The organism is Pedobacter sp. Bi27, from assembly GCF_918698255.1.
Classification (GTDB): domain Bacteria; phylum Bacteroidota; class Bacteroidia; order Sphingobacteriales; family Sphingobacteriaceae; genus Pedobacter.
Genome location: NZ_CAKKMW010000002.1, coordinates 431,140 through 456,005 on the forward strand (window position 1 = coordinate 431,140; position 24,866 = coordinate 456,005).

Below are 24,866 nucleotides of genomic sequence, written 5' to 3' on the forward strand. Positions count from 1 at the left end.
ATGTAACAACCTCAAGCATGATAGAAACAAAACGCCTCATTTTAAGACCATTAACACACGATCAGCTTTTAAAATACATTAAAGATGATCATTCACTTGAAGAAGAATTTGGCCTTTTGCCAACCAAAAAAAACATTTCTCCTTCGCTTCACGAGGCTTTGGAAGAGACGATTTTACCTAATGTTTTCGATAAGGATAAAGATTACCTGTACCATACCCTATGGACAATCATATCAAAACCCGATCATAGAATGGTAGGCGATATCTGTTTTGTTGGTGAGCCTGATCCAAATGGCGAAATTGAGATCGGTTATGGCACATATAAGGAATTTAGAGGTAAGGGTTTTATGACGGAAGCCGTGGGCAGATTAATAGAATGGGCTAAGGAGCAGCCAAAAGTGAAATCTGTCTTTGCCGCCACTACAAAAGATAATGTGGCCTCGTATTCCATTTTAGAAAAAAACAACTTTATTCATATTGGAGAAGTTGATGATATGTTAAGCTGGAAAATTGAATTAAAATGATTTAATTCATCGTCCTCGTTTGCAACGAGGACGTCGAGTATCCCGATTGCATCGGCTTAAGTGATTTGACACATTACAAATGTGTATTTCATTCATCCTCGTTGCAAACGAGGACGATACTCCTCTAATCTTAGCGTCTCGCTAAGATATTGATGATTTTATCACAGCATAAATTTCGTTACAAGCGACCCTGATGAACCTTTGCAATACGCTACAGCACGATCTCAAACAAGCTTAAACTGATTCCTTCATAGTGTTTCGGTAGCCCGTCGGTTTTTTCCATGCTTACTACCCCAACATAATCAAAGCCACAGCCTGTATAATATTCGAGTAGTTTTTCATTATCCGCCCAGGTGTCCATTCTGATAAATTTAATACCCTTCTTTGCAGCGTAATCTTTAGCCCATTTGATAATTTCCTTCACAAAAGAATAACCTCTAAATTCGGGATGGGTTACAATCCTGTGGATATAAATCGCATCATGATCCCGCTCTCCCCAAATTAACTCATCGTTAAACGTAACGGCAAATACACAGGCCAACACGCCATCTACAAGAATTTTATATTGGCGGTTTTCATCAATTTCGGCTTGCACCATTTCTCTGCTAAAGCCTTGCCAATGTTTATTAAATACTTTCTTCTGGTGGGCTATAGCCATATCGTAAAATTCGAAAATGACATCGATGTCGGCTGCCAGGCTATTTTGTACTTGTAATTGCATAAAGCAAAGGTAAGGGTATTTTTTTACCACAGATAAGGAGGATGAGCACAGATTTAGGAAAATAGACCACCTATTGTAATCTCGACGAACAAAAAAGTATCTGTTGTCATTCTGAACGCAGTAAAGAATCCCGAACCTATGAAACACTGCCTTCCAACGTTAGTAAATTCATTCTACAGATTCTTCACTGCGTTCAGAATGACATGAATAGCAAAAACAAAACAGGGCTGCTTTCGCTATGAATGCAGCCCTGTTTCTAATTATATTGTTAGGTATCCCGACCCTACGCCTTCCACCTTTAAACCTTCAACCTCAAACCTATTTCTGTCTGAAATAAATCTGGATCGGTGCACCAGAAAAATCGAAGTTTTCTCTCAATTTATTCTCGATGAAACGTTTATATGGATCTTTAATGTACTGCGGCAAGTTGCAGAAAAAGGCAAACATTGGCGAAGTAGCATTAATTTGCGTGATGTATTTGATTTTAATGTGTTTTCCTTTTAAAGCCGGCGGTGGGAATTTCTCGATGAGCGGCAACATCACATCATTCAATTTAGATGTAGGGATTTTCTTGCTACGGTTTTTATAAACTTCTAAAGCCGCTTCAATTGCTTTGAAGATACGTTGCTTGTTTAATACGGATGTGAAAATGATCGGCACATCGGTAAACGGTCGGATACGCTCATGAATCTGCTCTTCGAAAGCTTTCATCGTTTGTGTATTTTTTTCGATCAAATCCCATTTGTTAACCAAAATTACGATCCCTTTTTTGTTCTTCTCGGCTAGGTGGAAGATATTGATATCCTGACTTTCGATTCCTTCTACGGCATCGATCATTAATACCACAACATCAGCTTCTTCTAAAGCTTTAATGGTACGCATTACCGAATAAAACTCTAAGTTTTCTTTAACTTTTGTTTTTTTACGTAATCCGGCAGTATCGATCAGCATAAACTCATGACCGAACTGGTTATAATGAATTTTGATCGAATCGCGGGTTGTACCTGCATTTGCAGTAACGATATTACGTTCTTTACCAATCAGTGCATTAACCAGAGAAGATTTGCCTACATTCGGACGACCAGCAATGGTAATCTTAGGCAATTGATTTTCTTCTTCCGGAATATCTTCGAAGTTTTTAACGATCTCATCCAACAACTCTCCTGTTCCAGAACCCGTCATTGATGATAATGCATATACTTCGCCTAATCCGAAACCGTAAAAAGTATGGATCTCGTTATATAAAGCGGTATTGTCTACTTTATTTGCACAAACATAAACTGGCTTATTACTTCTGCGCAGTACGTGGGCAATGTCGTCATCTAAATCGGTGATGCCTGTAGTTACATCAACCATAAAGATTAATACACTGGCTTCTTCGATGGCGATCATTACCTGTTCGCGAATGGCGGCTTCGTAAACGTCTTCTGAGTTGGCTACATAACCTCCAGTATCAATTACTGTAAATTGTCTGTCTGTCCACTCACCCACTCCATAGTGTCTATCGCGGGTTACCCCGCTGATGTCATCTACAATCGCCTTACGGCTTTCGGTTAATCTATTAAAAAGGGTGCTCTTGCCTACGTTTGGCCTGCCTACGATGGCTATAATATTACTCATGGTGTTCTTTTGATAGTTAATGGCTTATAGTTAATGGTCGTGGTGTTTAGGCAAGCTGCTCAAACTATTTGGCTATCAGCCATTGACTATCAACTACTAACCGATTTATTTCGGGCTGCAAAGGTAAGGTTAATTTTCGTAACCTCCATTAATATTAATTTTTATACTTTTCTAAAAGTCCTTTTATTACCTCTTCTGTTAATTGATTCCCTTGCAATAAGGGAAAGCCCTCCCACCTAACAATTCCTTTCGGATCGATAAGAATAGCATGCGGGATGCCTTTAACCTGAAGCGAGTCTTTTACCGTTCCCTTAGTGTCTATGGCTTCAAAATAGTTGATTTTAGGATTATTAAAAGCTTCTACTTTTTCAGCTGCTTCATCAGAAACACCAATAATTACAATTTTATCGGCATATTTCTTTTGAATATCGTTTAACGTAGGGATATATGCCCTGCAGGGTCCGCACCAGGTTGCCCAAAAATCGATCAGCACAAACTTCCCTTTGGTATCGGGCTGTTTTGAAATCCATTTTTCAACAACTAAGTCTGGCGCTCTTTCGTTCAGGATAGATTTTGCCCACAATTTTTTACCATTGTTTGATTCCTGAGCAAAAACTGCTGTACTGATCAGCAATAAGAGAAACGTTAAATTTATCTTCATATCCTAAAAATCGAAATTAATTATCGTAACCGAAGCTTTTTAAATAATTCTTTTTACTTCTCCAATCGGGAATTACCTTCACAAACATCTCCAGGAAAACCTTGTTGTCTAAAAATTTCTCAATCTCTAAACGTGCTTCGGTACCTACCTTCTTCAACATGCTTCCACCTGTACCGATTAAAATATTCTTTTGCGAATCGCGTTCGACCACAATTTCTGCAGTAATCCTGATCAATGCACCTTTACCGTTTTTCATTTCCTCTTCTTTAAAACTCTTCACAATTACCTCTGTACTGTAAGGAATTTCTTTCTGATAATTAAGGAAGATTTTTTCGCGGATAATCTCCGAAACAAAGAAACGTTCTGAGCGATCGGTTAAATCTTCTTTGTCGTAATATGGCGGATGTTCTGGCAACATCTCGAGCACGCGATCCAATAATCCGTCGACATTGTGTTTATGTAAAGCCGAAATTGCATAAATAGCAACCGGATTTAGCTTCTCCTGCCAGTAGGCAATCTTCTCATCAACCTGTTCTTGTAATGCTTTATCTATTTTATTGATGAGTACAATTGTAGGGATATTACGGTTCAGAATTTTCTCCAGAACGTCTTCCTCATCGTGCGCTTCGTTGATGTCGGTTACGAATAAAAGTACGTCGGCATCGGTCAAAGATCCGTTAACAAAGCTCATCATACTCTCTTGTAAACTGTATTTTGGCTTAATTATACCCGGAGTATCAGAGAAAACGATCTGATATTCTTCTTCATTTACGATACCTAAAATGCGGTGTCTTGTGGTTTGTGCCTTAGGAGTTATAATGCTAAGTCGCTCGCCTACAAGCACATTCATGAGGGTAGATTTACCTACATTTGGTTTACCTATTATACTAACAAAACCTGCTTTATGCGCCATTAAAATATTTTTTAAAAAAAATTTGCAGCACAAAGAAACGAATTATATCTTTGCATTCCAATTCGGAAACAGAGTTAAGGATTTAATTCAAAGAAAAAACGGGTTGTATAGAGTGCGGGGTGGAGCAGTTGGTAGCTCGTCGGGCTCATAACCCGAAGGTCGCACGTTCGAGTCGTGTCCCCGCTACCAAAGAGTTGAAAGACACTCAAATTAATGGCCCGTTCGTCTAGGGGTGAGGACGCCAGATTTTCATTCTGGAAACAGGGGTTCGATTCCCCTACGGGCTACGAAACCGCTACAAAAGCTGAGCGGTTTTTTTTATCAGTTTCAACACTGCAAAATTGAAGGTTGGTATTTCCATTAAAAATACATGAGAGTGCGGGGTGGAGCAGTTGGTAGCTCGTCGGGCTCATAACCCGAAGGTCGCACGTTCGAGTCGTGTCCCCGCTACCAAAAGAGTTGAAAGACACTCTAATATTTAATGGCCCGTTCGTCTAGGGGTGAGGACGCCAGATTTTCATTCTGGAAACAGGGGTTCGATTCCCCTACGGGCTACGAAAAAGCATCAATCTGATTAAGGTTGATGCTTTTTTTATATCTTCAATATGCAAGCTTATGCCTATAATTGCATATTGAACGCAATTCGAGCACAATCAGGACAATTCATTTCTTTCAATTTGTTTTAAGCGATGCAGATACTTAATTCCCTTCAACAACTACCAATCTACAGTATAGAACCTGATGAGATAGCAGGAAATAAAAACTTTAGGGTTTACAATTTTGAAGGTACTTTGCCAAACCAGTCGGAGTTGCTTATCCCCCATCGAAAAGATCATTTTCTTGTTGTTTTGATTAGACATGCAGATAGTCGACAATGGATCGATATGACGCCTTACGTCCTTAAAGATAACACCATTTACTTTTCTGGCCCAAGCAACATCATTGTAAAAGAAGGTTTTAAGCAGTTATGGAGCACCGGCATTGCTTTTTCAAAAGAGTTTCTCTCCCTTCAGGAAAATGCTTCATTGAGTAAACTCCCCATCATCGAAAACCTGCACAATGGACATGAATTAGCCTTAACCCAAGCTGATCTTAACTTTGTTGAGGATATCCTTGCCAAAATCAATGCCGAATATCAAAAGTCCGGCGAATGGCAACAGCGTATGCTTACCGCCTACCTTACCGTGCTGCTTACCTATTTAAGTCGGCTGTATACCGAGCAGTTTAAAGGAGCTGATCATTCCGCGGATAAACTTTTACTGAAAAGTTTTCAGACAAAAATAAATGAATGTTATCGAGAGCTGCGCGAAGTAAGCGATTATGCCTCTATATTGAACATTTCTGCCGGACATTTAAGCGAGGTGGTGAAAATACAAAGTGGTAAACCTGCCATTAAACATATACACGAACGATTGGTATTGGAGGCACAGCGGTTGTTGTTTCATACTCAAAACCCTTTAAAAGAAATTGCCTTTGATTTGGGTTTCTCGGATACTTCCTATTTTAACCGCTTCTTTAAACGCGAAACGGGTATAACACCTGCCGACTACCGGATCAGCATCCGCGAAATGTACCATTAATACCGTTGGATGTGTTCTGCTCAGGCTAACCAATACGCCTACATTTGTACCATAAACATTGTAAATTATGAAAACAGCACTGATTACAGGAGCAAATAAAAGCATAGGCTTTGAAACAGCAAGACAATTATTACAACACGGGTATTATGTATATGTAGGCTCCCGAGATATTAAAAAAGGCGAAGAGGCCGTAAGCCAGTTAAAATTAGAAGGGTTAAATAACTTAGCGCCCATAGAAATTGACGTGGATAACATCGAATCGATACAAGCTGCCGGAACATTACTCAGTAAGAAAATTAATGTGCTCGATGTATTGATCAATAATGCAGGTATTAGTGGTGCTATGCACGCGGCTTTGGAAACAGATATTAATGTATTCAGGCAGGTATTTGAAACCAACTTTTTTGGTGTAATCACAGTTACGCAAACCTTTATAGATTTATTAAAGCAATCGCCAGCACCAAGAATTGTGAACGTTACATCAGGTTTGGGTTCGCTTACGTTACACAGTGATCCAAGCTGGAAATACTATGGCGTAAAGCCGGCCGGTTACGTTTCTTCAAAGGCAGCACTTAATGCTTATACCATTCTATTGGCTAATAACCTGTTGAATACCCCTTTTAAGGTAAATGCGGTTGATCCAGGCTATACTGCTACAGATTTTAATCACCACTCAGGCCCGGGAACAATACCAGATGCAGCAGCAAGAGTGGTAAAGGCAGCTACATTAGCACCAGATGGGCCAACAGGACAATTTTTTAGTGATGACAATGTGCCTGATACAGGAATAAGTCCATGGTAAGCGAGAATTAGCTATTGAGATGCGACTGAGTTTCTTTGGTAACGCTTTATATCACTTAAAAGCCCTGCTTTGTTAAACAGGGCTTTTAAGTGTTCTTATTTCATAGCCAGTTGCTGATCATCTGCTTCGGCCATTTCTTTATAAAACGCCTTAAACTGATCGATTTTATCTAAGGGAACATAATCTTTCTTTAATGCAAAACTCCGCTTTAAAACGAGTTTATTTCCTTGTTGTACGCTTTCTAGTTTAAAATCAACAAAATCATTACTCAATTGAACGGCTTTAAAAGGCTGAACCATGGCTTTTCCGGTTGGAAGTTCTAGTGATAATTCCTGATTAGACTCGTCAACCCCAAATAACTGGGTAAGATCGATACCAAATTTACGCGGTGAAACTACCTGCAAGGCTGTTGCATACGATTTGTTTGACCATGGAATAGAGAATATCGACATGCCTGCTACACTTTTGCTTACATTCAGCAATTTATAGGAACAAGCTGTCCCCACAGTATCTGAAGTTGATTTTGCGGCATTGAGGTTAGAAAAACTAAGGCTATAAATTTCGTTTTCGGGATAGACACCTGTCAGATCTTCCTTCATTTTCTTGATCTGATCTGCACTGCTCAAATCGTTAAAAACACTTCTGATATAGCTAGACATTGATCCCGTATTCCAATTGGTTTCCTTAACCGTCATATCGGCATTTTCCAGCTTAACCTCGGTTTTGTAGGCCATCATGTTCCTTCCTCTTATTCCAGGATTAAACTTGGTTAACGCTGTGCTTGCTTTATTAATTTCGAGAATATTAGATCCCAGGAAAGTATTGCTGAAAGTATTAAAAGGCAATGTTCCGGAAGTAAGCTCTACCCAGTAATCTTTCCCTCCTATTGTAGATTTGGCAATACAGTGATTAAATTCGATACTAGGTAACAATAACGTATTCTGTCCACGATCTCTGGTATTTGCTAAAGCCAGTGTTGCGGTAATTCCAGCTTCTTTACACATACTCACGAAAAGCGTAGATACATCTTTACAATCCCCAATTCTTGTATTAATAACTGTTGATGGATTTTGGGGAATAATACCACTCTGCCTAAACGATACTGAGCTGTAAGCGATGTTGGTAATAATGTAATTATAAATCATCTTGATTTTGGTTAAATCATCTAAATTACTTTTACCAGCAAACAAATCATTTACTACTGTTTTTATTTCATAACTGCTGCGGGCTTTAGCCGATGCAATATTGTCGTACCAATCTGCAATAAATTTCCAGTCGGGAATAGATGATAAATACAGCATGTTGGTTACATCATCCATTGGGGGCATTTTATCCTCATACCTTAATGCTTCCTGTTTATTCTTCTCCCATACATACAGGTCAAACTCGTCTTTTGCCGTTTTAACAGGAGCAATGTCCTGCTGTGAGAAAACATATTTAAAAGCTTTATCGCGGTGGATTAACAATGAATATTTAATATTAAGGTTATCCAAACCATCGCTAAAATAGAAAGCGTCCCAGAAGTGGGTAGACATTGCCCCAACATGAAAATTCTCGATTTTATAACGGATATTAATCACATCGCCAATTTCGAGGTTGGTAAATACCAACTCATTATTATTGGTTTCGGCAGGAACTTTTGTTCCACTGGCCTTTATTACCTCGGCTATTTCGACGGCATAATTCTGGTCATTATTATAAGGAATAGCATATTCTTTAAAGCTTTCAAGCCCTTTTTGGGTTAGTATTTTTGCAGTAAAAAAGTGTTTCTCTTCTGATCCACCGTTTTCATAAACAACTTTCTGCACTTCATTATTTAAAACTACAACCTGCCCATCGGGATATTCTGTTTTAGACGGCGCCTTGCTAACCATCATTTTAACATCGGGTTTGTCGAAGTAATCAAATACCGCTTTTTTGTCCTGAAGTGTTCTTAACAACTGGATAACAGTGTAATTATTCGGATCGATCTGTAAACTCTTTTCGTATGCCTTAATACTTTTCTCTTTCTGTTTATTTGCATTATACAGCGTACCTAACTGAGAATAAACAAATGCGTTGTTAGGATCGATCTCGAGTACTTTTAAATATAATTTTTCTGCCTCATCGTATTGTTGCAACTGATAGTAAATACCTGCGAGGTCGGTGTATATGGAAAATCCGATCGGATCGTTTGCTAGTTCTTTTTTGTAAATATCAATGCCTGCATCGGTTTCTCCTTTATCCAAATGCAGCTTTGCTACATATTTAGCAGCCTTGTAATCGTTATTCTCATCAATGTATTTTTGCAAAATATCAATCGCCTTAGGGTTTTTCCTAATCTGCACTTCGATAAGGTATTTTAAATTGACAATATCTGCTGAATTTAAATATTGTGGATAAATTTTTTCCACCAGGTCTATAATTTCAGGTTGTTTTTTCTCCTGGCCGAGTATGTTTAGTTTTTTCATCAACACCGTTTCATTCTCGCCATAAATTTTTTCCAGTTTAGCAAGAACTTCTTTTGCTCGCACGTAATCATTCTGTTGAAAATGCTCCGTATATACAAGCTCCAGGGCTAGCGAGCACTCCGGGTCGTGTGTTTTAATTTCTTCTCTGAGGGTTTCAATTCCAGTTCTATTATCGGCTTTAACAAACAGTTCTATCATCATTAGGTTGAGATAGGTACTTTCAGGAAAATGTTTTTTAAGTTTCTCCAGGATCAACCTTGCATCGAACACATTTCCTAAACGCAAATAAAGCTTAGCCATCATTAACTGATTTAAATAGCTCTGCGGTTTTGCTTTAAGGGCATCTTCGAAATATTTAAATCCAACTGGTTTTAGCTGAGCTGGAACAGGATTTGTTTCTTTTGAATACGCCTGTGGTGTACTGGTAGTAGAAAGGTTATTTAATGGTGCTCCGTTGGCATCAGTTAACCGCAGCATAAAATTCGATCTGCCCGCATAGCTCTCGCCTATCTGCACCAAAACGCGGTTGTAGCCCTGATTTAACTTAATCGGCACAATGTATGCGTCAAGATCGTTGTTTCTTTCTTCTGATTCGCTGATTAAAAGCTGATCATTTACCCAAACCTTTACCGAGCCGGATACGCCGATTCTTAATTGCCCTGTTGTACTTGCAGGCGCATTAACAAATGTTTGGGCAAACTGTAGTGCATTTTCATAAGTGTTATAATACGTAAAATCGAACCATTTATCATGCCGTACATAAGGTACCGTTCTCCAGCTAAATTTTCTGTTCTTTTTACCCGTAAAAACATAATTAAGTTCAGGATGGGCTAAAATATCATCGTACTGTTTATCGAAACCACTGGTCGAAATGTTTTCATACTCGCCTGTGATTAACCAATTTTCGATTTCGCCAATCTTATTAAAATACTGATCAGCTTCGGCATATTGTTTTTTCTCTTCGAAATGCGAACCTAACGATGCGTAGGCCAATGCATTAATGGTGCCGTCTACATCTTTTCTTGTTGCCAGTTTTTTATAAAACTCCAACTGGTCGGTCGTTTTTATCTTCGAAGCGTTATTGGGCAAATCGCTCCATAGCGCAACAAGATATGGTTGTGGGTTTTTAGCCGTATTAGATAATTTATTTAAGTAGCTAAAACCTTCTTTGGCTGGCCGGTCCATTTCAGTCATCATAGATAATGCAACATTTGCTTCATCTGAAAATGCAGGTTTAAGTGCTGCCTTGGTAAAAAAATCGCGTGCCGCTGTCCGGTTGTTTTTAAAAAAATATTCCCAGCCTGGGTTCAAATTTGTTTGTGCCTGAATAGACGAAGAAACAAGAATTGAGAGAATTAATAGTTTAAATTTCATTTTGTAATTATAGAAAAAAAACAAATCTGAATCAAAGCAATTTAGATTAAAAAATAAGCAGGAAAAACCTCACCCATTTACTGCATTTAATGTGCAGGTAATATTTTTTAACTTAGATGATCAAACTAAAAAATTGAATAAACTGTGATGGATAAAACGGAGAACAGATCAATGCAGGTTAAGGGCCTTTTTAAAGCAAATATGCAATTGCTTTGGGACGTTTGGACCAAACCCGAGCACCTAAAAAACTGGTGGGGACCAAAAGGCTTTAGTGCCACCATCCATAAAATGGATTTGCAGGCAGGTGGTGAATGGAAGCTCACCTTACATGGACCTGATGGTAAAGACTATGCCAACCGCAGCATTTTTAAAGAGATTATTCCACTTGAAAAAATTGTATTCGAACACTTCAACCCACATTTTTTCACTACAGTTCTTTTTGAGGCCCATGATGAAGAAACCCAAATAAACTGGACGATGTTATTCGACACTCCTGAGATGCGCGAAACGATAGTTAAAGTGCATAAGGCCGAGGAAGGGCAAAAGGAAAATATGGAAAGACTTGGAGACTACCTTTTGAAGGTACATACGCAATAATTCTCTCATTTCGAGTGATAATTGATTTTATAAAATCAATATAAGGAATTTTAGTAGTTTGTGAGCATACAAGAAATCGTCATTGCTGGAAGGTATTTTTTGCCCAGGAAGCAATTTTATGATTATCGCTACTAGCGTCCGCTTTAAGGTTGCTTCGTGCCGACGACTTATCCTTTCGTGGTGTCAGATGGTAACATCTGATACTACGACCGCAGCAACCGAAATGACAAGAAATAATTTTAATCTAACCGGATCATTTCACCTGTTTTTACCGATTCATCGCAGGCAAAAGCAATCCTTAAGCTGTTTACAGCATCTTCAGTGGCGTCGGTTAAATCTATATCTTCTGCAATAGCTTTTAGGAAATAACGCTGCTCGCGGTTGCACAGTTCCTGATGATCCGGCTCATCGGTTAGATCCACCCATTCATCAGCTTTGCTGAACTCATCATTAACATCTAAATCGGCATGATGTATTTTAATCGATTCGGTTTTGGTATGCGCATCAATGTTATCAGAGTTTCCGGCTGCACCTGCTTTTTTAGCCGTGATAGATACTGATCCTTTTGGTCCAAAAACATCTTTAATAAAAAAAGCATTATCGCTCACCATCGGTCCCCAGCCAGCTTCATACCAACCAATAGAACCATCCTCGAAACGGATCTGCAGCTGCCCGTAATTGTAGTTCCACTCTGGGATATCGTCAGTAAGCCTGGCACCAATGGCACTCACCTGTACAGGCTTCGATCGGGTCATTTGGCACATAATATCGATGTAATGTACGGCACAATCGACAATGGGGCTTAAACTTTTCATCAGGTTACAGTGCACCGTCCATTTAGGTCCATGGCTCTGTTGGTTCAGGTTCATGCGCATCACCAAAGGTTTTCCCATTTCCTGAGCCAGCGAAGTAAATTTCTCCCAGGAGGGATGATAGCGGAGGATATACCCCACCAATAATTTTTTATTCGCTTTTTTAGCGGCGTCTGCCACCTTTATAGCGCCTTCTACGCTATCGGCCAATGGTTTTTCGATAAACACGTGGCAACCATTTTCGAAAGATTTTATGGCATAAGCTTCGTGTGTATCGGGATAAGTAGAAATACAAACGGCATCTGGTTTGGTTATTTCAAGTGCCTCGTAAAAATCAGTATACAAATCATATTGTCCGCCTAATTTTTCATTAAGCTTTTCTTTGCTTTTACCGGTAGAAACCAATCCGCAAATTTCAAAACCGGGTAGGGTGTGGTAAGCTGTGGCATGGGAAGCACCCATATTGCCACAGCCTACTACTAATACCTTTAAATTCTTATTTTCTATCGACATACTAAATCTTAAACGCCCAACGTCCAACCCTTACGGTATTCGCGTTTCACAAATTGATTTACCTCGTCAAAATTGGTCACCTTCATATTTATTTTGTCCCAAAGCATTTTGATATCTCTGCCCGGGTAACTGATTTTACTTGCTGCATCTCTGCGCTGTACATCTGTGCCCCTAATGGCGAGATTGGCAATCAATAAGGTTTCGGTAAGTGGCCCGGCGATTTCAAATGGCGAACTCAGTTCCATTTTTCCATAACCGGCAATGGCGGCTTCGGCAAACTGAGTATAATGGCCTTCTTCCTGATTAGCGATACGCGGAATAGTGATTTTCGTTCTATCTGATTCGTTGCGCGAGAGTGGTAACAATTTTGGATTTTTGCCATAGGTTTCACAGATCATTTTACCTTTTGTACCGATAAAAAGCACACCATTATCGCCGAAACTTTCATTAGGCCCTAATTCTTCCGGACGTTCCGGCTTAATGCCTCCATCCATCCAATGCACCTGAACCTCATGTTTGGTTTTTGGCGTTTTGGCAAAGGTTAAAATGACGTGGCTTGATGGCGGGCAGCTTTCTGGCAAATAGGCACGTTTAAATTCATCAACATATACACTGCCTACGCTGCATTCTACGCTGATTGGGGTATCCAGGCCTAACACCCTAAAAGGAGGCCCTACCAAGTGACAGCCCATATCGCCAATGGCACCGGTGCCGTAATCCCACCATCCCCTCCAATTAAAGGGAACCAGTTTATTTACATATTCTTTATATGGAGCACTGCCCAACCACAAATCCCAATCCAGTTCTTTCGGTATTTCGGCTTTTCCACTTGGCCACGAAATTCCCTGAGGCCATACTGGCCGGTTAGTCCAGCAGTAAACCGTATGAACTTTACCTATCCTGCCTGCATCGTACCATTCCTGAAGTCTTCTTACACCATCGCCCGAAGCACCCTGATTACCCATTTGCGTAACCACTTTATAGCGGTTTGCGGCTTCGGTTAACATCCTGGCTTCGTAAATATCGTGCGTTAAAGGCTTTTGCACATACACATGTTTACCCAATTGCATGGCTGCCATGGCAATTTGCGCGTGGGTATGATCGGGTGTTGATACCGTTACGGCATCAATATTTTTGCCTTCTTTATCCAATAACTCACGATAATCTTTGTAATATTTTGCCTTTGGGAAGTTTTTTAGAGAATTTGCAGCTCTTCTATCATCTACATCGCATAAAAAAGCAACATCTGTTTTTCCTCCCCTAACAATACTGGCAATATCGCCCTCTCCTTTTCCACCTGCACCTATTCCAGCCAATTGCAAACGATCGCTTGGCGCCAGAAAACCTGGCCCACCCAACACATGGCGGGGTACAATCATAAATCCAGCGGCAGCAAGTGCTGTTGTTTTAATAAAGTTTCTTCTCGAATTTTCTGTTTTCGAATTTGCCTTATCTTCTATCATTATTTAACCTGTTATAATGCTAAATTTAACTTATTTCTTTTTACCTGTAACTTTTGTATCAGTTTCTTCTTGAGCTGACGCTTTCTTGCTCAGATCTTTAATCCTGATGTTGCGGAACTGAACAGGAGAACCATGACCTAAGAAACCGATATGTCCACTTTCACGTAGTAAACCCGGGTGTTCTTTATGGTCTGGAGTGCCGTTTTTCTTAAATGGTTCGATATCGCCATCTAAAATTACGGTGCCGTTTAAGATCACTTTAATTTTCGATCCTTTGGCAATTACTTCTTCATAGTTCCACTCTCCAGTAGGCTTTAAAAACCCTCTCTTTGCAGCGATAGTGCCATAAACCGAACCATGATACTGGTATTCTTTCAGGTCTTTATAAATCGGTGCATCGTTATCCAGTATCTGCAGTTCCATACCGGCATAAGCAGCATCACCTTCTAAAGGAGCCCTGATCCCTAAACCGTTGTTTGCACCTGGAGTGAGCTGAAATTCGAAACGGTAAACAAAATCGCTGAATTCTTCTTTGGTGAATAAGTTACCGCCTGATCCTTTACCTGGTTTTGGACGGATAGCGATGTTTCCATCCTCGATAACGTAATCGGTAGTATTACCTGTCCAGCTGTGCATATTGGTTCCATCGAACAATACTTTATAACCTTCTTTTTTCTCTTGTGCACTCAGCTCAAAAGGTTTTGGGCGGGGAATTTCTTTGATATAGATATCGCGGTAAGCCACCGGCGATCCATGCGCCTGCAATTCGATCTGCTCTTCTGCAAAGATCGGCAAACTTCTGTCCCAATAATTCTCTAAAATCACATTATCGGTCACCAATTGTCCGTTCAGATAAACGGTAACACGGTCGCCTTTCATTAAGATTCTGAATGTATTCCATTCATCCAACTTGTTATCGGCCACTTTAAGCGGTTTACTTTCGTTTGTTTGATTGTTGTACAAACCACCAGAACCAACCTGGGCACCCACTTTTGTACGGGCAAGATCCCAGATCTGTACCTGTGGCGTACCGCGGAGATAAATACCCGCATCGCCCTCTCCTTTTTTATCGTCGATGATTTTCCAGTCTACCAACATTTCAAAATCGCCATATTTTTTAACGGTTGCAAGGTTATTGCCATGACTTTGAAACTGTAGTTCACCGTTGATCACTTTCCAGCTTTCCTTTGCCTCGGCATCAGCTTTGGTTTGTGCTTCGGCTAAGGTTTTTTCATCCATTTTTGATCTTTTGATCGGATCGGCCACAAGTCCTTTCCATCCGGATAAATCTTTGCCGTTAAAAATCTGAACAAAGCCTTCGCCAGCTTTCATCTCAGAAATATACTTCCGCATACCTTCTTTCTGATAACCGGCATCGCCTCCGGTAATTACGGCAATGGTTTTATTTAACAAGCCTTTTACAATGTCGCCATTGTAAGTTCCGGCCATGGCAATATTCATCACCGCGTTTGCCGCAGCCTGTTGTAAAGTAGCATTATCTAAATACTGACCAGCAAATACAATCGCATTAAAACATTTGGCCTGTTCGACATCTTTAAGAATCTGCTGTTGTTGTGCTGGTGTTTTAGCCACTGCCATCGCATTGCGCAATAATAATAAACGTTGCTCAGCCGGGTACTTTGTATTTCTTACTAAAGTTAAGTAACCCACAATCGCCTGGTTCAAAAAGTCTGGATTGGTGGTGGTACGCGCAATGCTGATCAATGCATCCGTTGAGCCTGCATCCGACCATGAAGAAAGTGCTTCAATTGCAGCTTTCTTGGTGGCGTCATCGCCTGTGGCATAGGCTTCTGAAACCGATTTTAACGATTGCTCACCACCTAAACTGCCAAGTACCTTATAAAACAACAATTTCTTATCAGCAGGTGTATTGCTCATTTGCTGAAGAATGGCATTGGTTTGTGCCGCTTTATCTGTTGATCCTTTTACCGAAGCAATAATGGCATCTTGTACAGCAGTAAGTTCGTCGGCATTGGTGCTTTTATTTAAAAGATCAAATAATTGTGCTTTATTTTCAGCTGCTGCTACATGTTGCAATGAAAGGTATGCTGCTTTTCGTACTTCAGGTTTTTTACTGTTTAATGCAGTATAAATAACCTCCGTTTGGCTGGTTGCAGCGCGGTCGGCTAAAATATTAATCAAGGCAACCTGTACCTCTGGTTTAGCTTTCGGAAGATAAGCACCAACTTTAGTGGCTACACTTTCGCCTTTTATTCTTAAAATTCCATTAGAAATAGCCGCAATATCTGCTGTATCTCCTTTGCCCATTAACTTCAACAGATCGTCTATAACTTCTTCCTGTCCAAGTTTTACAGCGGTGTTAATTGCAGCCAGTTTTACCTGCTCATCGTCGCTTTTAATTAATTTGAGTACGGCTGGCAATGCAGATTTTGCTTTGCTATTGCCCAGCATATCTAAAATAGAAACCTGAGTTGGGGCATCAACCTTTTTTAACTGGCTTACCCAGGCTGCACTATTGGTATCATTTACGCCATCAGCAGCGAATTTAACCGCAGCCGCTCGAAATTCGAACTGTTTATCGGTCATGGCAGCCAACAAAGCTTGTTGATCGGTTTGTGTTGCCGAAAGTAATTTTAAGGCTGCAGTACGTTCGTTTACCTGATCATCAGCCGTTGCTTTTTCTAATATTGTTTTCGCTATTGCTTCCACTCCCGCTTTATCTGTTGCTATGTTTTTCTGGGCGTAAACCAATAAAGCTGCAACCGCATTGGTTTGGTCGTATTTATAACCTGCTTGTTCAGCAGCTTTTACTAAAATTTCTTTTGCGGATGCATCGCCAATATTGGCAAGGGCATACAAACTTACCTTGGTTAATGCTTTGTCTGTTCCAGTAGCCAATGGCGCAATAGCTGTAGCTGCTGCTTTAGCATTAGTATGGCCCAATGCTTCTACAATGGCAATTTTTGCTTTGCCGTTTGCTTTACTCAAGCCACTAAGCAATGCATTTGTAGCAGAGGCAGTACCAATTTTGGCCAGTGCTCTCGATGCTTCGTCAGCCAATTGTTCGTCAGCAAGGTAATCTGTTAGACAGGCTACCGCAACATCATTTCCTACCAAATCGAACTGACTGATGATAAATGCTTTGTTCTGTTTATCGGTTAGTTTGGGTAACGCTTTGCAATAGGCATTGATGGCCATACTCCTTAGATTCTGTTGACCGGTTTTGGTCGCATAAGCAGTAAAACCACCTACTGCATACTCAATAAGGGCGTTGTTTCCTTTTTCAGAAGCCGTTAAACCAATAATTAAGGCTACGTAACCCTCTTCACCTAAATCGGCCACTTCTTTCATATTGCGTTCTAGCTGGGCAGCATTTCTAGCGGGCAGCTGTGCCAATAAATCGGCAATACGCGTGGTTGTAGTTCTCTCGTCTTTTTTATCTTGAGCCAGGGCCCTTACCGTAAATAATGCGTTTGTAAGCATTACAATGGCTAACAGCACCAATAATATTTTTTTGTTCATGATGGTTTGTATTTTGAGATGTTTAAATAGAAAATGGTGCACGCATTACAGGATTAATCAATCTGTTAGCAGCCTCATCATCTACGAATTCTTGCTTAACCGGGTCGAATTTTAACGATCTTCCCAATCTTAAGGCAGCCAAACCAATATTTACAATGTTGCACGAACGGTGTCCGTTCTCTTCATTTAAAGCGAATTTTTTCCTCGTCCGTACCGATTCTGAAAATTCTACAATCTCAGGATCAGGATCAGGGAATTGCGCCAGTTTACGTTCCAGATCAGGAATGTCAGATTTAAAACCCGGATACAATTTACCTTTTGGACCTTCTATATACGGTACATTGGTATCTTTACCTTCACCGTCTAAAATAATCTGGCAGCCATCGGCATAAGTATAGGTAATCCTGCGCCAAATGCCTACAGCATCCGTATGTTGTTGTGGCGCATCAACCTCTACAGAAATTGGATTGGTATCATCCTTACCTAAAAAGTATTGTATCGGGTCGATATAATGTTGCCCCATATCACTTAATCCACCACCATCATAATCCCAATAACCTCTAAAAGTTTGGTGAACACGGTGTGCATTGTAAGGCTTATATGGTGCAGGGCCTAACCATGCATTATAATCTAATTCTGGTGGTACGGGCTGAGGTTCTAAATGATCTTTGCCCACCCAGTAAAATTTCCAGTCGTAGCCGGTATGTTTACTTACGGTTACTTTTAATGGCCAGCCCAACATACCACTATCTACCAGTTTTTTAATCGGTTTTACAGTAGTGCCCATTCCGTAAAAGGTATCTTTAAACCTAAACCAGGTATTTAACCTAAACATTCTACCATGCTGTTTTACCGCTTCTACCACCCTTTTGCCCTCACCTATGGTATGTGTCATTGGTTTTTCGCACCAAATATCTTTTCCTGCATTGGCAGCATCTACAGCCATTATACCATGCCAGTGTGGTGGGGTAGCAATGTGTACAATATCTACCTCAGGCAATTGTATCAGTTCTCTATAATCACTAAATGTTTTTACACCTTTATCCAACATTGATGCCGCTTGTTTAAGGTGGTTCTGATCAACATCACATATGGCTACTACCTGGGTACCTTCGTAGCCAAAATGGCCTCTGCCCATTCCTCCAACACCGATTACGGCTTTGGTTAATTTATCGCTTGGGGCAAGATATCCTTGTCCGCCCAATACATACCTTGGGACGATGGTAAATGCTGCCAGGCCAATTGCAGATTTTTTGATGAAATCGCGTCTGGTGTTTTGTTCATTTTGTGGTTCTTCTTTAGTTTTCATTTGTTTCTTGGTGTTGTAAAAACTTATATGATAGTTTGGTTCCAAAAGCATTAGGATGCTGGAGCATAGGATTTATCGATCTGGTTAGATTAAAATTACAAGGTTAATGTTAATAAGAAATTATTATAAAGACAAAACATCGTTGATTTCTTTACGTATTAAAAAAACTTTAGTAAATTTTTAATAGAAGTTATCTATATTTATCGAAATAGTGCAATCAACAACATGAATCTTAATCTATTAAATAACCTAACATCAGACACCAACGATAAGCAGTCGATTCAAAAACATAAGCTCATAAAATACCTTTTTAATTTAGGGGCATCTTCGGTTTCTACTTTATGTGAAATTATGGAAATGAGTACGCCGAGTATTCTGAAGCTTCTGCTTAGCCTGATTGATGAAGGCTGGATAGAAAAGAAGGGTTATGGTTTATCTATTGGGGGGCGAAAACCCGACCTTTATCGTTTAAAGGATAAAAAGATTCTGATTCTCTGTATAGACATTGAATTATTTCATACCAAAATAGCCATTATTGACAACAATTATAATTTTGTATTGGATGTTAAAACCATTTCGGTGCCTATTTCAAAAAGCAGGACTGATTTTTTCAATATTTTACATACACACCTTCAGGATATCTTAAAATCGGCAGGTATTCAGCATAGGCAGTTTATTGGCTGTAGTGTTGGCATGCCTGGCTTAATTGATGCTGAAAAGGGAGAAAATTATAGTTATTTCCTAAGCGATGATGAAAATATCCCTTTAACAGCCGCATTTGAAAAAATGCTAAATATACCTGTAGTGATCCAAAACGATGTGAATGGTTCATCAATGGCAGAATTTACCCACGGAATGGCTAAGGGCAAAAAGAACGTACTCGTATTGTTAATGGATTGGGGTGTGGGTTTAGGCATTATAATGGACGGAAAATTGAGGCAAGGTAACTGCGGTTTCTCTGGCGAATTGGGCCATATGCCTTTTGTAGAGAATGGCGCACTCTGTTACTGTGGAAAACACGGCTGCCTCGAGACCGTTGCATCTGGAAACGCACTGTCAGAAATGGCAAAAGAAGGTATTTTATTGGGCAAAAACTCTATGCTTACTAATCTTTCGAACGAAGAACTGGAAAGAATTGAGCCAGCCCTGATTATTAAGGCAGCCAATAAAGGTGATCAATACGCCATTCAGCTGCTCTCCAATGTTGGCACGCATATGGGCAAAGGAATAGCTGTTCTGATCCAGTTGTTCAACCCCGAACTGATTATTTTAAGCGGCAAAATTGCGGGGGCCAAACAATACATCACATTACCCATGCAACAGGCAATAAACACCTATTGTATGACCCAAATTAGAGAAAAAACAACGATAGTTTCTTCCGAGCTGGGCGAAAACTCCAGGTTATTAGGATATGCAGCAACAGGTATCGATCAATTTCTAGGCGCTTACATCAAAAAAGTAAAAAAGCTTAAAAAGCTTAAAAAGTAATATTCCAAATGGCGCAAACCACCCTAAATTTGTCTGTTATCAGCACCTTATTTTCCAATAGCTTATTTAGATTTGTATAGCAAATTTTAAACCAAGACCAATGGAAACATATAAAAAAGCAGGACATGAAAAGGTAAATGGCATTAACATGTACTATGAAATTTACGGGGAGGGAGAAATTCCACTGGTATTGATACATGGCGGCGGTTCCACCATTCAATCTACATTCGGCAGATTTATTCCTTTTTTGGCAAAATCTGGTCGGGTTATAGCTGTTGAGCTTCAGGCTCATGGACGTACCAGCGACCGTGACCAGGCAGAATCTTTTGAGCAGGATGCAAAAGATGTGGTCACTTTATTAAATCAGCTAAAAATAACGAAAGCCAATTTTTTAGGTTTTAGTAACGGGGGAACAACAACCTTGAACATAGCAGTACACCATCCGACTGTGGTGAATAAAATCATCGTTATTTCGGCCAATTACCAACGAGAAGGCTTAATTGATGGCTTTTATAATGGCTTTGGAGATGCAACCATCGACCATATACCCGAGCCGCTTAAAACAGCTTTTTTAGCAGTAAACCCAGATCAAAACGCACTGCAGATGATGTTCGAAAAGGACAAACAGCGCATGCTCGATTTTGTCGACCTCAGCGATGAAGATCTGAGGGAAATTACCGCCGATACGCTTTTAATGGTGGCAGATAAAGATGTGATCAAGCCAGAACATGTGGTTAAAATGTCGAGATTGATTACAAATGCGCAACTGGTTATTTTACCTGGTATGCATGGCGCTATGATCGGCGAAAACCTTAATCCGGACGTAAGCGACAAAACAATTGAGATTACGGCACATCTGGTGGAAACTTTTTTAAATAATTAATGCCTTAAGCTAATCTGCATAAAATTAACTGTAGGTATATGAAAAAGAAATTAGCAGCATTAATTGAGGAGGTTAAAATACTGGGTTTACCTCAGCGCGATCTAGATAATGCAAATGATTTTTTAATTAACCACGAATATGGCCTATGTTACGATACAGTTATAACACAATTGTATGAGTATGATATAGAAATTGACAATAAGATATATAGTCTGATTTCGAAAATCGCGAAAGACCTCAGCCTTTCCGAAAATGATTATTTGTTTATGAAAGATTTAGTTCGCGCAGAAACTGAAATTTCTAAGAAATTATAAGTCAAGATTTAACTCCATTAGATTAAAATTACCTCCCCCTAATTTAGCATTTAATATCTTTGCCGGATGGAACACGTATTGGATAATCCAATTTATTATGCCTTAACATCCGGACATAGCCATATTGCAAAAGGACTTGAAGAGGTAAAATATTATATCGAAGATATCACCGCATTTGCAGGCTTAAAAGATAATTCGCTGGAAAATCTAAACACCCTTTATCAGATCAGTCCTGCAGAAAGCCTTTTTGTATTTTTCTCCAAAACACCTGTCGAAATACCTGCACAGTGGAAGTTGCTAACCCATATCGATATGTTTCAATTTATTTTCCGCGGCAAGGAAATACCAACAGTAGATGCAACGGAAATAAAAGACCTTGATCTGGAACATGTTGCAGAAATGATCGACCTGGTAGAGCTGACTAAACCAGGGCCTTTTCTGGCCAAAACCATAGAACTCAGTAATTACACAGGCATATTTGCTGATGGGAAATTGGCAGCCATGGCCGGACACCGATTCCATCCCAACCCTTACCGTGAAGTAAGTGCGGTTTGCACCCATCCCGATCATTTAGGCAAAGGTTATGCTTTTAAGATTTTACAAGAACAGATCAAAAGAATATTGCTCCGTTCGGAAATACCGTTTTTACATGTCAGAAATGATAATGAAGGTGCCATTAAACTTTATCATAAATTGGGTTTCGAGATCAGGACAGAAATGATTGCCTACGTTATTAAAAAAGAGGCTTAGACCAAGAAGAGAATGTTTCTAAATAGAAAACCGTTCAGAAATTACCATTTCAATGCTTTAGTTTTGCACTAAACAAACACATACATGTCTAAAACAAAACTTACCATTAACAATAACGGCTCTGTTAAAATTGAGGGCGATTTCGAAATTGTAGATAGAAACGGAAACACTTATGGCTTACAGGGCAGAGAAGTACTTTCGATTTGCCGTTGTGGTTTATCAAAAAACAAACCTTTTTGCGATGGTGCACATAACGGCCATTTTGAGCATGAGGCGATAGCCTTTGATCTTCCTCCAAAAAAGGTTTAATAATGACTTTTTTCTAAAAAGCCCTGCTAAATGCGGGGCTTTTACATTTTGAAAGCAGCATAACTAAACCACTACCCTTGATGGCGCCATGCCATAAGCTTTTTTAAAAGCGAAAGAGAAATGCGACAGGTCTTTAAAACCAACTTCGAGGTACACATCTGATGATTTCCAGCCTTTTTCGGTTAGGAGATAATAGGCATCATTCAAGCGCTTTTTCTGTAGCCAGCGATTGGGCGAAAGGTTAAAAATCTTTTCAAAATCTCTTTTAAATGTGGCCAAACTCCTGCCCGTTAAATAAGCAAATCGGTTAATATCTACATTAAACTTATAATTGGCATTCATATAGGCTTCCAGATCAATTTTTCCAGGTTCTGAAAAATCGAAAAGCACATCTTTTAATATTGGATTGGTCTGCAATAATATCATTACTGCTTCTTTAACTTTTAAATCGATCAAAGCTTGATTAAACGCGTTATTGCCGTCTAAATATGGCCATATCGAATCGATATAATTCTTCAAAAGGCCATTGGCTTCTAAAGCCAGGCCTTTAATATCGGGATTCGGCTTTTGCATGTGCAGATCATATTCATTGCTGATGCTATGCAGAATATCCTGGTCGATGTTTATGCTAATCGACTTAAACTCTCCTCCTGCTGGTGGATATTTGGTATACCGGGCCAATTGATTCCGCCTGAAAAAACGAAAATCACCATCCGAAAACACGAATTTCTCTCCTCCGATAAAAATTTCAGATGTACCCGCAATAACCAATCCCAGCGAATGATTGGGAATAAACTGTTCGCCCTCACTGCTTTTCTGGGCATAACACGAATACAGGATCTTGGGGCGTTTCTCTTGATTTGACATCTTAATCAAATTTATGGATTTACATTTAACCACAGATAAAAAGGATGCACACAGATAAAATATGACACTGCTAAAATCTGTGTTCATCTGTATGAATCTGTGGTTAATATACTATCCTTTAGTAAAAGATTTCCCCAAATCGGTTGCTAAGAAATTCTCAGCCTCATCATGATCTGTGGATAAACTTACGTCCATCCATTTCTCCATTTCGGCAGTCCTGGTAGCATTAGCATGTTTAAGCATTCCAATGGCTTCACTTCCAAATACCAGGTGTACAGGTGGCTCAGGGTGTTCTACCAGTGCCAACATGGCTTTCGCTGCTTTTTGCGGATCGCCCATCGGTATAAAGTTACCACTTTGGAAAAAATCTGAGCGCTTTTCTACAGTAGATTCGTACCCTTCAATGCGAGGTGCATATGACATTGAGGCACCTGCCCAATCGGTACGAAAACCACCAGGTTCTACACAGGTTACATAAATCCCTAAATCCACTACCTCTTTTGCCAGGGATTCACTAAAGCCGCTCAACCCAAACTTTGCAGCCTGGTAAATACTCACCCCGGCATTACCTACCCGCCCGCCTATCGAGCTGATTTGAAGAATTCTGCCCGAACGTTGCTTGCGCATAAATGGCAATACAGCTCTCGTAATTTCGATCGGTGCATATAAATTTGTTTCCAACTGACTGCGCACTTGTTCTTCTGTAAAAGCTTCTGCTGCACCAACAATACCAAAACCGGCATTGTTAACCAAAACATCTATTTGACCAAAATGGGCTACTGCCGATTCTACTGCCAAATACACCTGATCGTAATCGGTAACATCTAAAGTGATCGGAAAAATCTGATCAGGGTATTTTTCTACAAGATCTTTTAAAGCTGCTGTATTTCTTGCTGTTGCGGCAACTAAGTCGCCTTTTGCCAATACTTGTGCTGTTAGGTCACGTCCCAATCCACGGGAACTACCTGTTATAAACCAAACTTTTTTCATTTTTCTAAATTTTTATAGAATCAAAGGTAGGCTGATAATCGAGGTGAGGCTTTGCTTTAAGGCTCAATTTACTTTGTTAAAAAGCTCAATTGGTTTATCAGAACTTTTAAGTACAATCTGCTGTTATTTAATTAGTAAATACTTGGGTTATGGCGAAAGAAAAGAAAAAAGGAAAAAAGAAGAAAGATAAAAAGAAAGGCAAGAAAAAAAATAAGTTGGGGGTTAAAAACTCCCTTGTTAATAACATCAATGCCCGAAAGAAGAAAGGCAAATCGAGGTCTAAGAAGAAATCAAAAATTAGTAAGAAAGCCTATAAAAAAATGCAAAAAGGCTGGAAAAAGTAACTATTGATATCTACCTACCAGAGCATCGGGGCAAGAAGTTGATAAAAAAGCCTTCGGGCAAGAATGATCAACTTTAAT

21 protein-coding genes and 4 tRNA genes are annotated in these 24,866 nt (G+C 39.7%); 14 read left to right on the top strand and 11 right to left on the bottom strand.

Annotated features, from left to right (window positions below; genetic code table 11):
- Nucleotides 1-17: 17 nt before the first annotated feature.
- On the top strand, nucleotides 18-524 hold the full coding sequence (locus LQ227_RS07215) for a GNAT family N-acetyltransferase (protein ID WP_230148880.1): 507 nt from the start codon (nucleotides 18-20) through the stop codon (nucleotides 522-524).
- Nucleotides 525-735: 211 nt separating this feature from the next.
- On the opposite strand, the gene LQ227_RS07220 is transcribed toward LQ227_RS07215, so the two are convergent.
- The 4 genes from LQ227_RS07220 to era all read right to left on the bottom strand — a co-directional run bounded on the left by LQ227_RS07220 (nucleotide 736) and on the right by era (nucleotide 4,439).
- Nucleotides 736-1,245 carry an N-acetyltransferase gene (locus LQ227_RS07220; protein ID WP_230142293.1) on the bottom strand — a complete coding sequence of 170 codons (510 nt, stop codon included), beginning with the start codon at nucleotides 1,243-1,245 and terminating at the stop codon, nucleotides 736-738.
- Between the two features lie 318 nt (nucleotides 1,246-1,563).
- Nucleotides 1,564-2,865: a ribosome biogenesis GTPase Der gene (der, locus tag LQ227_RS07225; protein WP_230148881.1), complete on the bottom strand. Its 1,302-nt coding sequence runs from the start codon at nucleotides 2,863-2,865 to the stop codon at nucleotides 1,564-1,566.
- A gap of 154 nt (nucleotides 2,866-3,019) precedes the next feature.
- Complete coding sequence (locus tag LQ227_RS07230) at nucleotides 3,020-3,526, bottom strand: TlpA disulfide reductase family protein (protein ID WP_230142295.1); 507 nt, start codon at nucleotides 3,524-3,526, stop codon at nucleotides 3,020-3,022.
- A 16-nt stretch (nucleotides 3,527-3,542) separates the two neighbouring features.
- Nucleotides 3,543-4,439 carry a GTPase Era gene (gene era, locus LQ227_RS07235; RefSeq protein ID WP_193421259.1) on the bottom strand — a complete coding sequence of 299 codons (897 nt, stop codon included), beginning with the start codon at nucleotides 4,437-4,439 and terminating at the stop codon, nucleotides 3,543-3,545.
- 113 nt (nucleotides 4,440-4,552) lie between these two features.
- Here era and LQ227_RS07240 point away from each other — a divergent pair.
- The 6 genes from LQ227_RS07240 to LQ227_RS07265 all read left to right on the top strand — a co-directional run bounded on the left by LQ227_RS07240 (nucleotide 4,553) and on the right by LQ227_RS07265 (nucleotide 6,821).
- A tRNA-Met gene (locus LQ227_RS07240) sits at nucleotides 4,553-4,628 on the top strand.
- 26 nt (nucleotides 4,629-4,654) lie between these two features.
- A tRNA-Glu gene (locus LQ227_RS07245) sits at nucleotides 4,655-4,726 on the top strand.
- Between the two features lie 90 nt (nucleotides 4,727-4,816).
- Nucleotides 4,817-4,892: transfer RNA gene (locus LQ227_RS07250), tRNA-Met, on the top strand.
- 30 nt (nucleotides 4,893-4,922) lie between these two features.
- Nucleotides 4,923-4,994, top strand: a tRNA-Glu gene (locus tag LQ227_RS07255).
- A gap of 134 nt (nucleotides 4,995-5,128) precedes the next feature.
- The gene (locus tag LQ227_RS07260) at nucleotides 5,129-6,019 is read left to right on the top strand and encodes a helix-turn-helix transcriptional regulator (RefSeq protein WP_230142297.1); all 891 of its coding nucleotides are present in this window, start codon (nucleotides 5,129-5,131) and stop codon (nucleotides 6,017-6,019) included.
- Nucleotides 6,020-6,086: 67 nt separating this feature from the next.
- The gene (locus LQ227_RS07265; protein ID WP_230142299.1) at nucleotides 6,087-6,821 is read left to right on the top strand and encodes an SDR family oxidoreductase; all 735 of its coding nucleotides are present in this window, start codon (nucleotides 6,087-6,089) and stop codon (nucleotides 6,819-6,821) included.
- 95 nt (nucleotides 6,822-6,916) lie between these two features.
- On the opposite strand, the gene LQ227_RS07270 is transcribed toward LQ227_RS07265, so the two are convergent.
- On the bottom strand, nucleotides 6,917-10,645 hold the full coding sequence (locus LQ227_RS07270; RefSeq protein ID WP_230142301.1) for a tetratricopeptide repeat protein: 3,729 nt from the start codon (nucleotides 10,643-10,645) through the stop codon (nucleotides 6,917-6,919).
- A gap of 147 nt (nucleotides 10,646-10,792) precedes the next feature.
- Here LQ227_RS07270 and LQ227_RS07275 point away from each other — a divergent pair, with 147 nt between their 5' ends.
- On the top strand, nucleotides 10,793-11,242 hold the full coding sequence (locus LQ227_RS07275) for an SRPBCC domain-containing protein (protein ID WP_230142302.1): 450 nt from the start codon (nucleotides 10,793-10,795) through the stop codon (nucleotides 11,240-11,242).
- A 239-nt stretch (nucleotides 11,243-11,481) separates the two neighbouring features.
- Here the strand turns inward: LQ227_RS07275 and LQ227_RS07280 are convergent, their stop codons facing one another.
- The 4 genes from LQ227_RS07280 to LQ227_RS07295 are packed head-to-tail and all read right to left on the bottom strand — an operon-like array spanning nucleotide 11,482 to nucleotide 18,843.
- A complete protein-coding gene (locus LQ227_RS07280) occupies nucleotides 11,482-12,567 on the bottom strand; it encodes a Gfo/Idh/MocA family protein (RefSeq protein WP_230148882.1) in 1,086 nt (361 codons plus the stop codon).
- Nucleotides 12,568-12,575: 8 nt separating this feature from the next.
- Nucleotides 12,576-14,030, bottom strand: a complete 1,455-nt coding sequence (locus tag LQ227_RS07285; RefSeq protein ID WP_230148883.1) for a Gfo/Idh/MocA family protein — start codon at nucleotides 14,028-14,030, stop codon at nucleotides 12,576-12,578.
- Nucleotides 14,031-14,060: 30 nt separating this feature from the next.
- The gene (locus LQ227_RS07290; RefSeq protein ID WP_230148884.1) at nucleotides 14,061-17,534 is read right to left on the bottom strand and encodes a DUF1080 domain-containing protein; all 3,474 of its coding nucleotides are present in this window, start codon (nucleotides 17,532-17,534) and stop codon (nucleotides 14,061-14,063) included.
- 22 nt (nucleotides 17,535-17,556) lie between these two features.
- Nucleotides 17,557-18,843, bottom strand: a complete 1,287-nt coding sequence (locus LQ227_RS07295) for a Gfo/Idh/MocA family oxidoreductase (protein ID WP_029276744.1) — start codon at nucleotides 18,841-18,843, stop codon at nucleotides 17,557-17,559.
- Between the two features lie 225 nt (nucleotides 18,844-19,068).
- Between LQ227_RS07295 and LQ227_RS07300 the strand changes: the two genes are divergently transcribed.
- From LQ227_RS07300 to LQ227_RS07320, 5 genes are all read left to right on the top strand, one after another.
- Complete coding sequence (locus LQ227_RS07300; protein ID WP_230148886.1) at nucleotides 19,069-20,331, top strand: ROK family protein; 1,263 nt, start codon at nucleotides 19,069-19,071, stop codon at nucleotides 20,329-20,331.
- A gap of 100 nt (nucleotides 20,332-20,431) precedes the next feature.
- Nucleotides 20,432-21,214 carry an alpha/beta fold hydrolase gene (locus LQ227_RS07305; RefSeq protein WP_230148888.1) on the top strand — a complete coding sequence of 261 codons (783 nt, stop codon included), beginning with the start codon at nucleotides 20,432-20,434 and terminating at the stop codon, nucleotides 21,212-21,214.
- Between the two features lie 38 nt (nucleotides 21,215-21,252).
- Nucleotides 21,253-21,528, top strand: a complete 276-nt coding sequence (locus LQ227_RS07310; RefSeq protein ID WP_230148890.1) for a MafI family immunity protein — start codon at nucleotides 21,253-21,255, stop codon at nucleotides 21,526-21,528.
- Between the two features lie 66 nt (nucleotides 21,529-21,594).
- Nucleotides 21,595-22,278, top strand: coding sequence for a GNAT family N-acetyltransferase (locus LQ227_RS07315; protein ID WP_230142309.1), 684 nt, complete (start codon nucleotides 21,595-21,597; stop codon nucleotides 22,276-22,278).
- 84 nt (nucleotides 22,279-22,362) lie between these two features.
- The gene (locus LQ227_RS07320; protein WP_086548824.1) at nucleotides 22,363-22,587 is read left to right on the top strand and encodes a CDGSH iron-sulfur domain-containing protein; all 225 of its coding nucleotides are present in this window, start codon (nucleotides 22,363-22,365) and stop codon (nucleotides 22,585-22,587) included.
- Between the two features lie 63 nt (nucleotides 22,588-22,650).
- On the opposite strand, the gene LQ227_RS07325 is transcribed toward LQ227_RS07320, so the two are convergent.
- Nucleotides 22,651-23,454 carry an AraC family transcriptional regulator gene (locus tag LQ227_RS07325; protein ID WP_230142310.1) on the bottom strand — a complete coding sequence of 268 codons (804 nt, stop codon included), beginning with the start codon at nucleotides 23,452-23,454 and terminating at the stop codon, nucleotides 22,651-22,653.
- Between the two features lie 111 nt (nucleotides 23,455-23,565).
- Complete coding sequence (locus LQ227_RS07330) at nucleotides 23,566-24,444, bottom strand: oxidoreductase (RefSeq protein ID WP_230148892.1); 879 nt, start codon at nucleotides 24,442-24,444, stop codon at nucleotides 23,566-23,568.
- A gap of 149 nt (nucleotides 24,445-24,593) precedes the next feature.
- Between LQ227_RS07330 and LQ227_RS07335 the strand changes: the two genes are divergently transcribed.
- Complete coding sequence (locus tag LQ227_RS07335) at nucleotides 24,594-24,788, top strand: hypothetical protein (protein WP_109929779.1); 195 nt, start codon at nucleotides 24,594-24,596, stop codon at nucleotides 24,786-24,788.
- Nucleotides 24,789-24,866: the final 78 nt, after the last annotated feature.

Bases quoted from the DNA above. Each gene is read 5' to 3' on its own strand.
- LQ227_RS07215 (WP_230148880.1), top strand. From the start codon at position 18: ATGATAGAAACAAAACGCCTCATTTTAAGACCATTAACACACGATCAG.
- LQ227_RS07220 (WP_230142293.1), bottom strand. From the start codon at position 1,245: ATGCAATTACAAGTACAAAATAGCCTGGCAGCCGACATCGATGTCATT.
- der (WP_230148881.1), bottom strand. From the start codon at position 2,865: ATGAGTAATATTATAGCCATCGTAGGCAGGCCAAACGTAGGCAAGAGC.
- LQ227_RS07230 (WP_230142295.1), bottom strand. From the start codon at position 3,526: ATGAAGATAAATTTAACGTTTCTCTTATTGCTGATCAGTACAGCAGTT.
- era (WP_193421259.1), bottom strand. From the start codon at position 4,439: ATGGCGCATAAAGCAGGTTTTGTTAGTATAATAGGTAAACCAAATGTA.
- LQ227_RS07260 (WP_230142297.1), top strand. From the start codon at position 5,129: ATGCAGATACTTAATTCCCTTCAACAACTACCAATCTACAGTATAGAA.
- LQ227_RS07265 (WP_230142299.1), top strand. From the start codon at position 6,087: ATGAAAACAGCACTGATTACAGGAGCAAATAAAAGCATAGGCTTTGAA.
- LQ227_RS07270 (WP_230142301.1), bottom strand. From the start codon at position 10,645: ATGAAATTTAAACTATTAATTCTCTCAATTCTTGTTTCTTCGTCTATT.
- LQ227_RS07275 (WP_230142302.1), top strand. From the start codon at position 10,793: ATGGATAAAACGGAGAACAGATCAATGCAGGTTAAGGGCCTTTTTAAA.
- LQ227_RS07280 (WP_230148882.1), bottom strand. From the start codon at position 12,567: ATGTCGATAGAAAATAAGAATTTAAAGGTATTAGTAGTAGGCTGTGGC.
- LQ227_RS07285 (WP_230148883.1), bottom strand. From the start codon at position 14,030: ATGATAGAAGATAAGGCAAATTCGAAAACAGAAAATTCGAGAAGAAAC.
- LQ227_RS07290 (WP_230148884.1), bottom strand. From the start codon at position 17,534: ATGAACAAAAAAATATTATTGGTGCTGTTAGCCATTGTAATGCTTACA.
- LQ227_RS07295 (WP_029276744.1), bottom strand. From the start codon at position 18,843: ATGAAAACTAAAGAAGAACCACAAAATGAACAAAACACCAGACGCGAT.
- LQ227_RS07300 (WP_230148886.1), top strand. From the start codon at position 19,069: ATGAATCTTAATCTATTAAATAACCTAACATCAGACACCAACGATAAG.
- LQ227_RS07305 (WP_230148888.1), top strand. From the start codon at position 20,432: ATGGAAACATATAAAAAAGCAGGACATGAAAAGGTAAATGGCATTAAC.
- LQ227_RS07310 (WP_230148890.1), top strand. From the start codon at position 21,253: ATGAAAAAGAAATTAGCAGCATTAATTGAGGAGGTTAAAATACTGGGT.
- LQ227_RS07315 (WP_230142309.1), top strand. From the start codon at position 21,595: ATGGAACACGTATTGGATAATCCAATTTATTATGCCTTAACATCCGGA.
- LQ227_RS07320 (WP_086548824.1), top strand. From the start codon at position 22,363: ATGTCTAAAACAAAACTTACCATTAACAATAACGGCTCTGTTAAAATT.
- LQ227_RS07325 (WP_230142310.1), bottom strand. From the start codon at position 23,454: ATGTCAAATCAAGAGAAACGCCCCAAGATCCTGTATTCGTGTTATGCC.
- LQ227_RS07330 (WP_230148892.1), bottom strand. From the start codon at position 24,444: ATGAAAAAAGTTTGGTTTATAACAGGTAGTTCCCGTGGATTGGGACGT.
- LQ227_RS07335 (WP_109929779.1), top strand. From the start codon at position 24,594: ATGGCGAAAGAAAAGAAAAAAGGAAAAAAGAAGAAAGATAAAAAGAAA.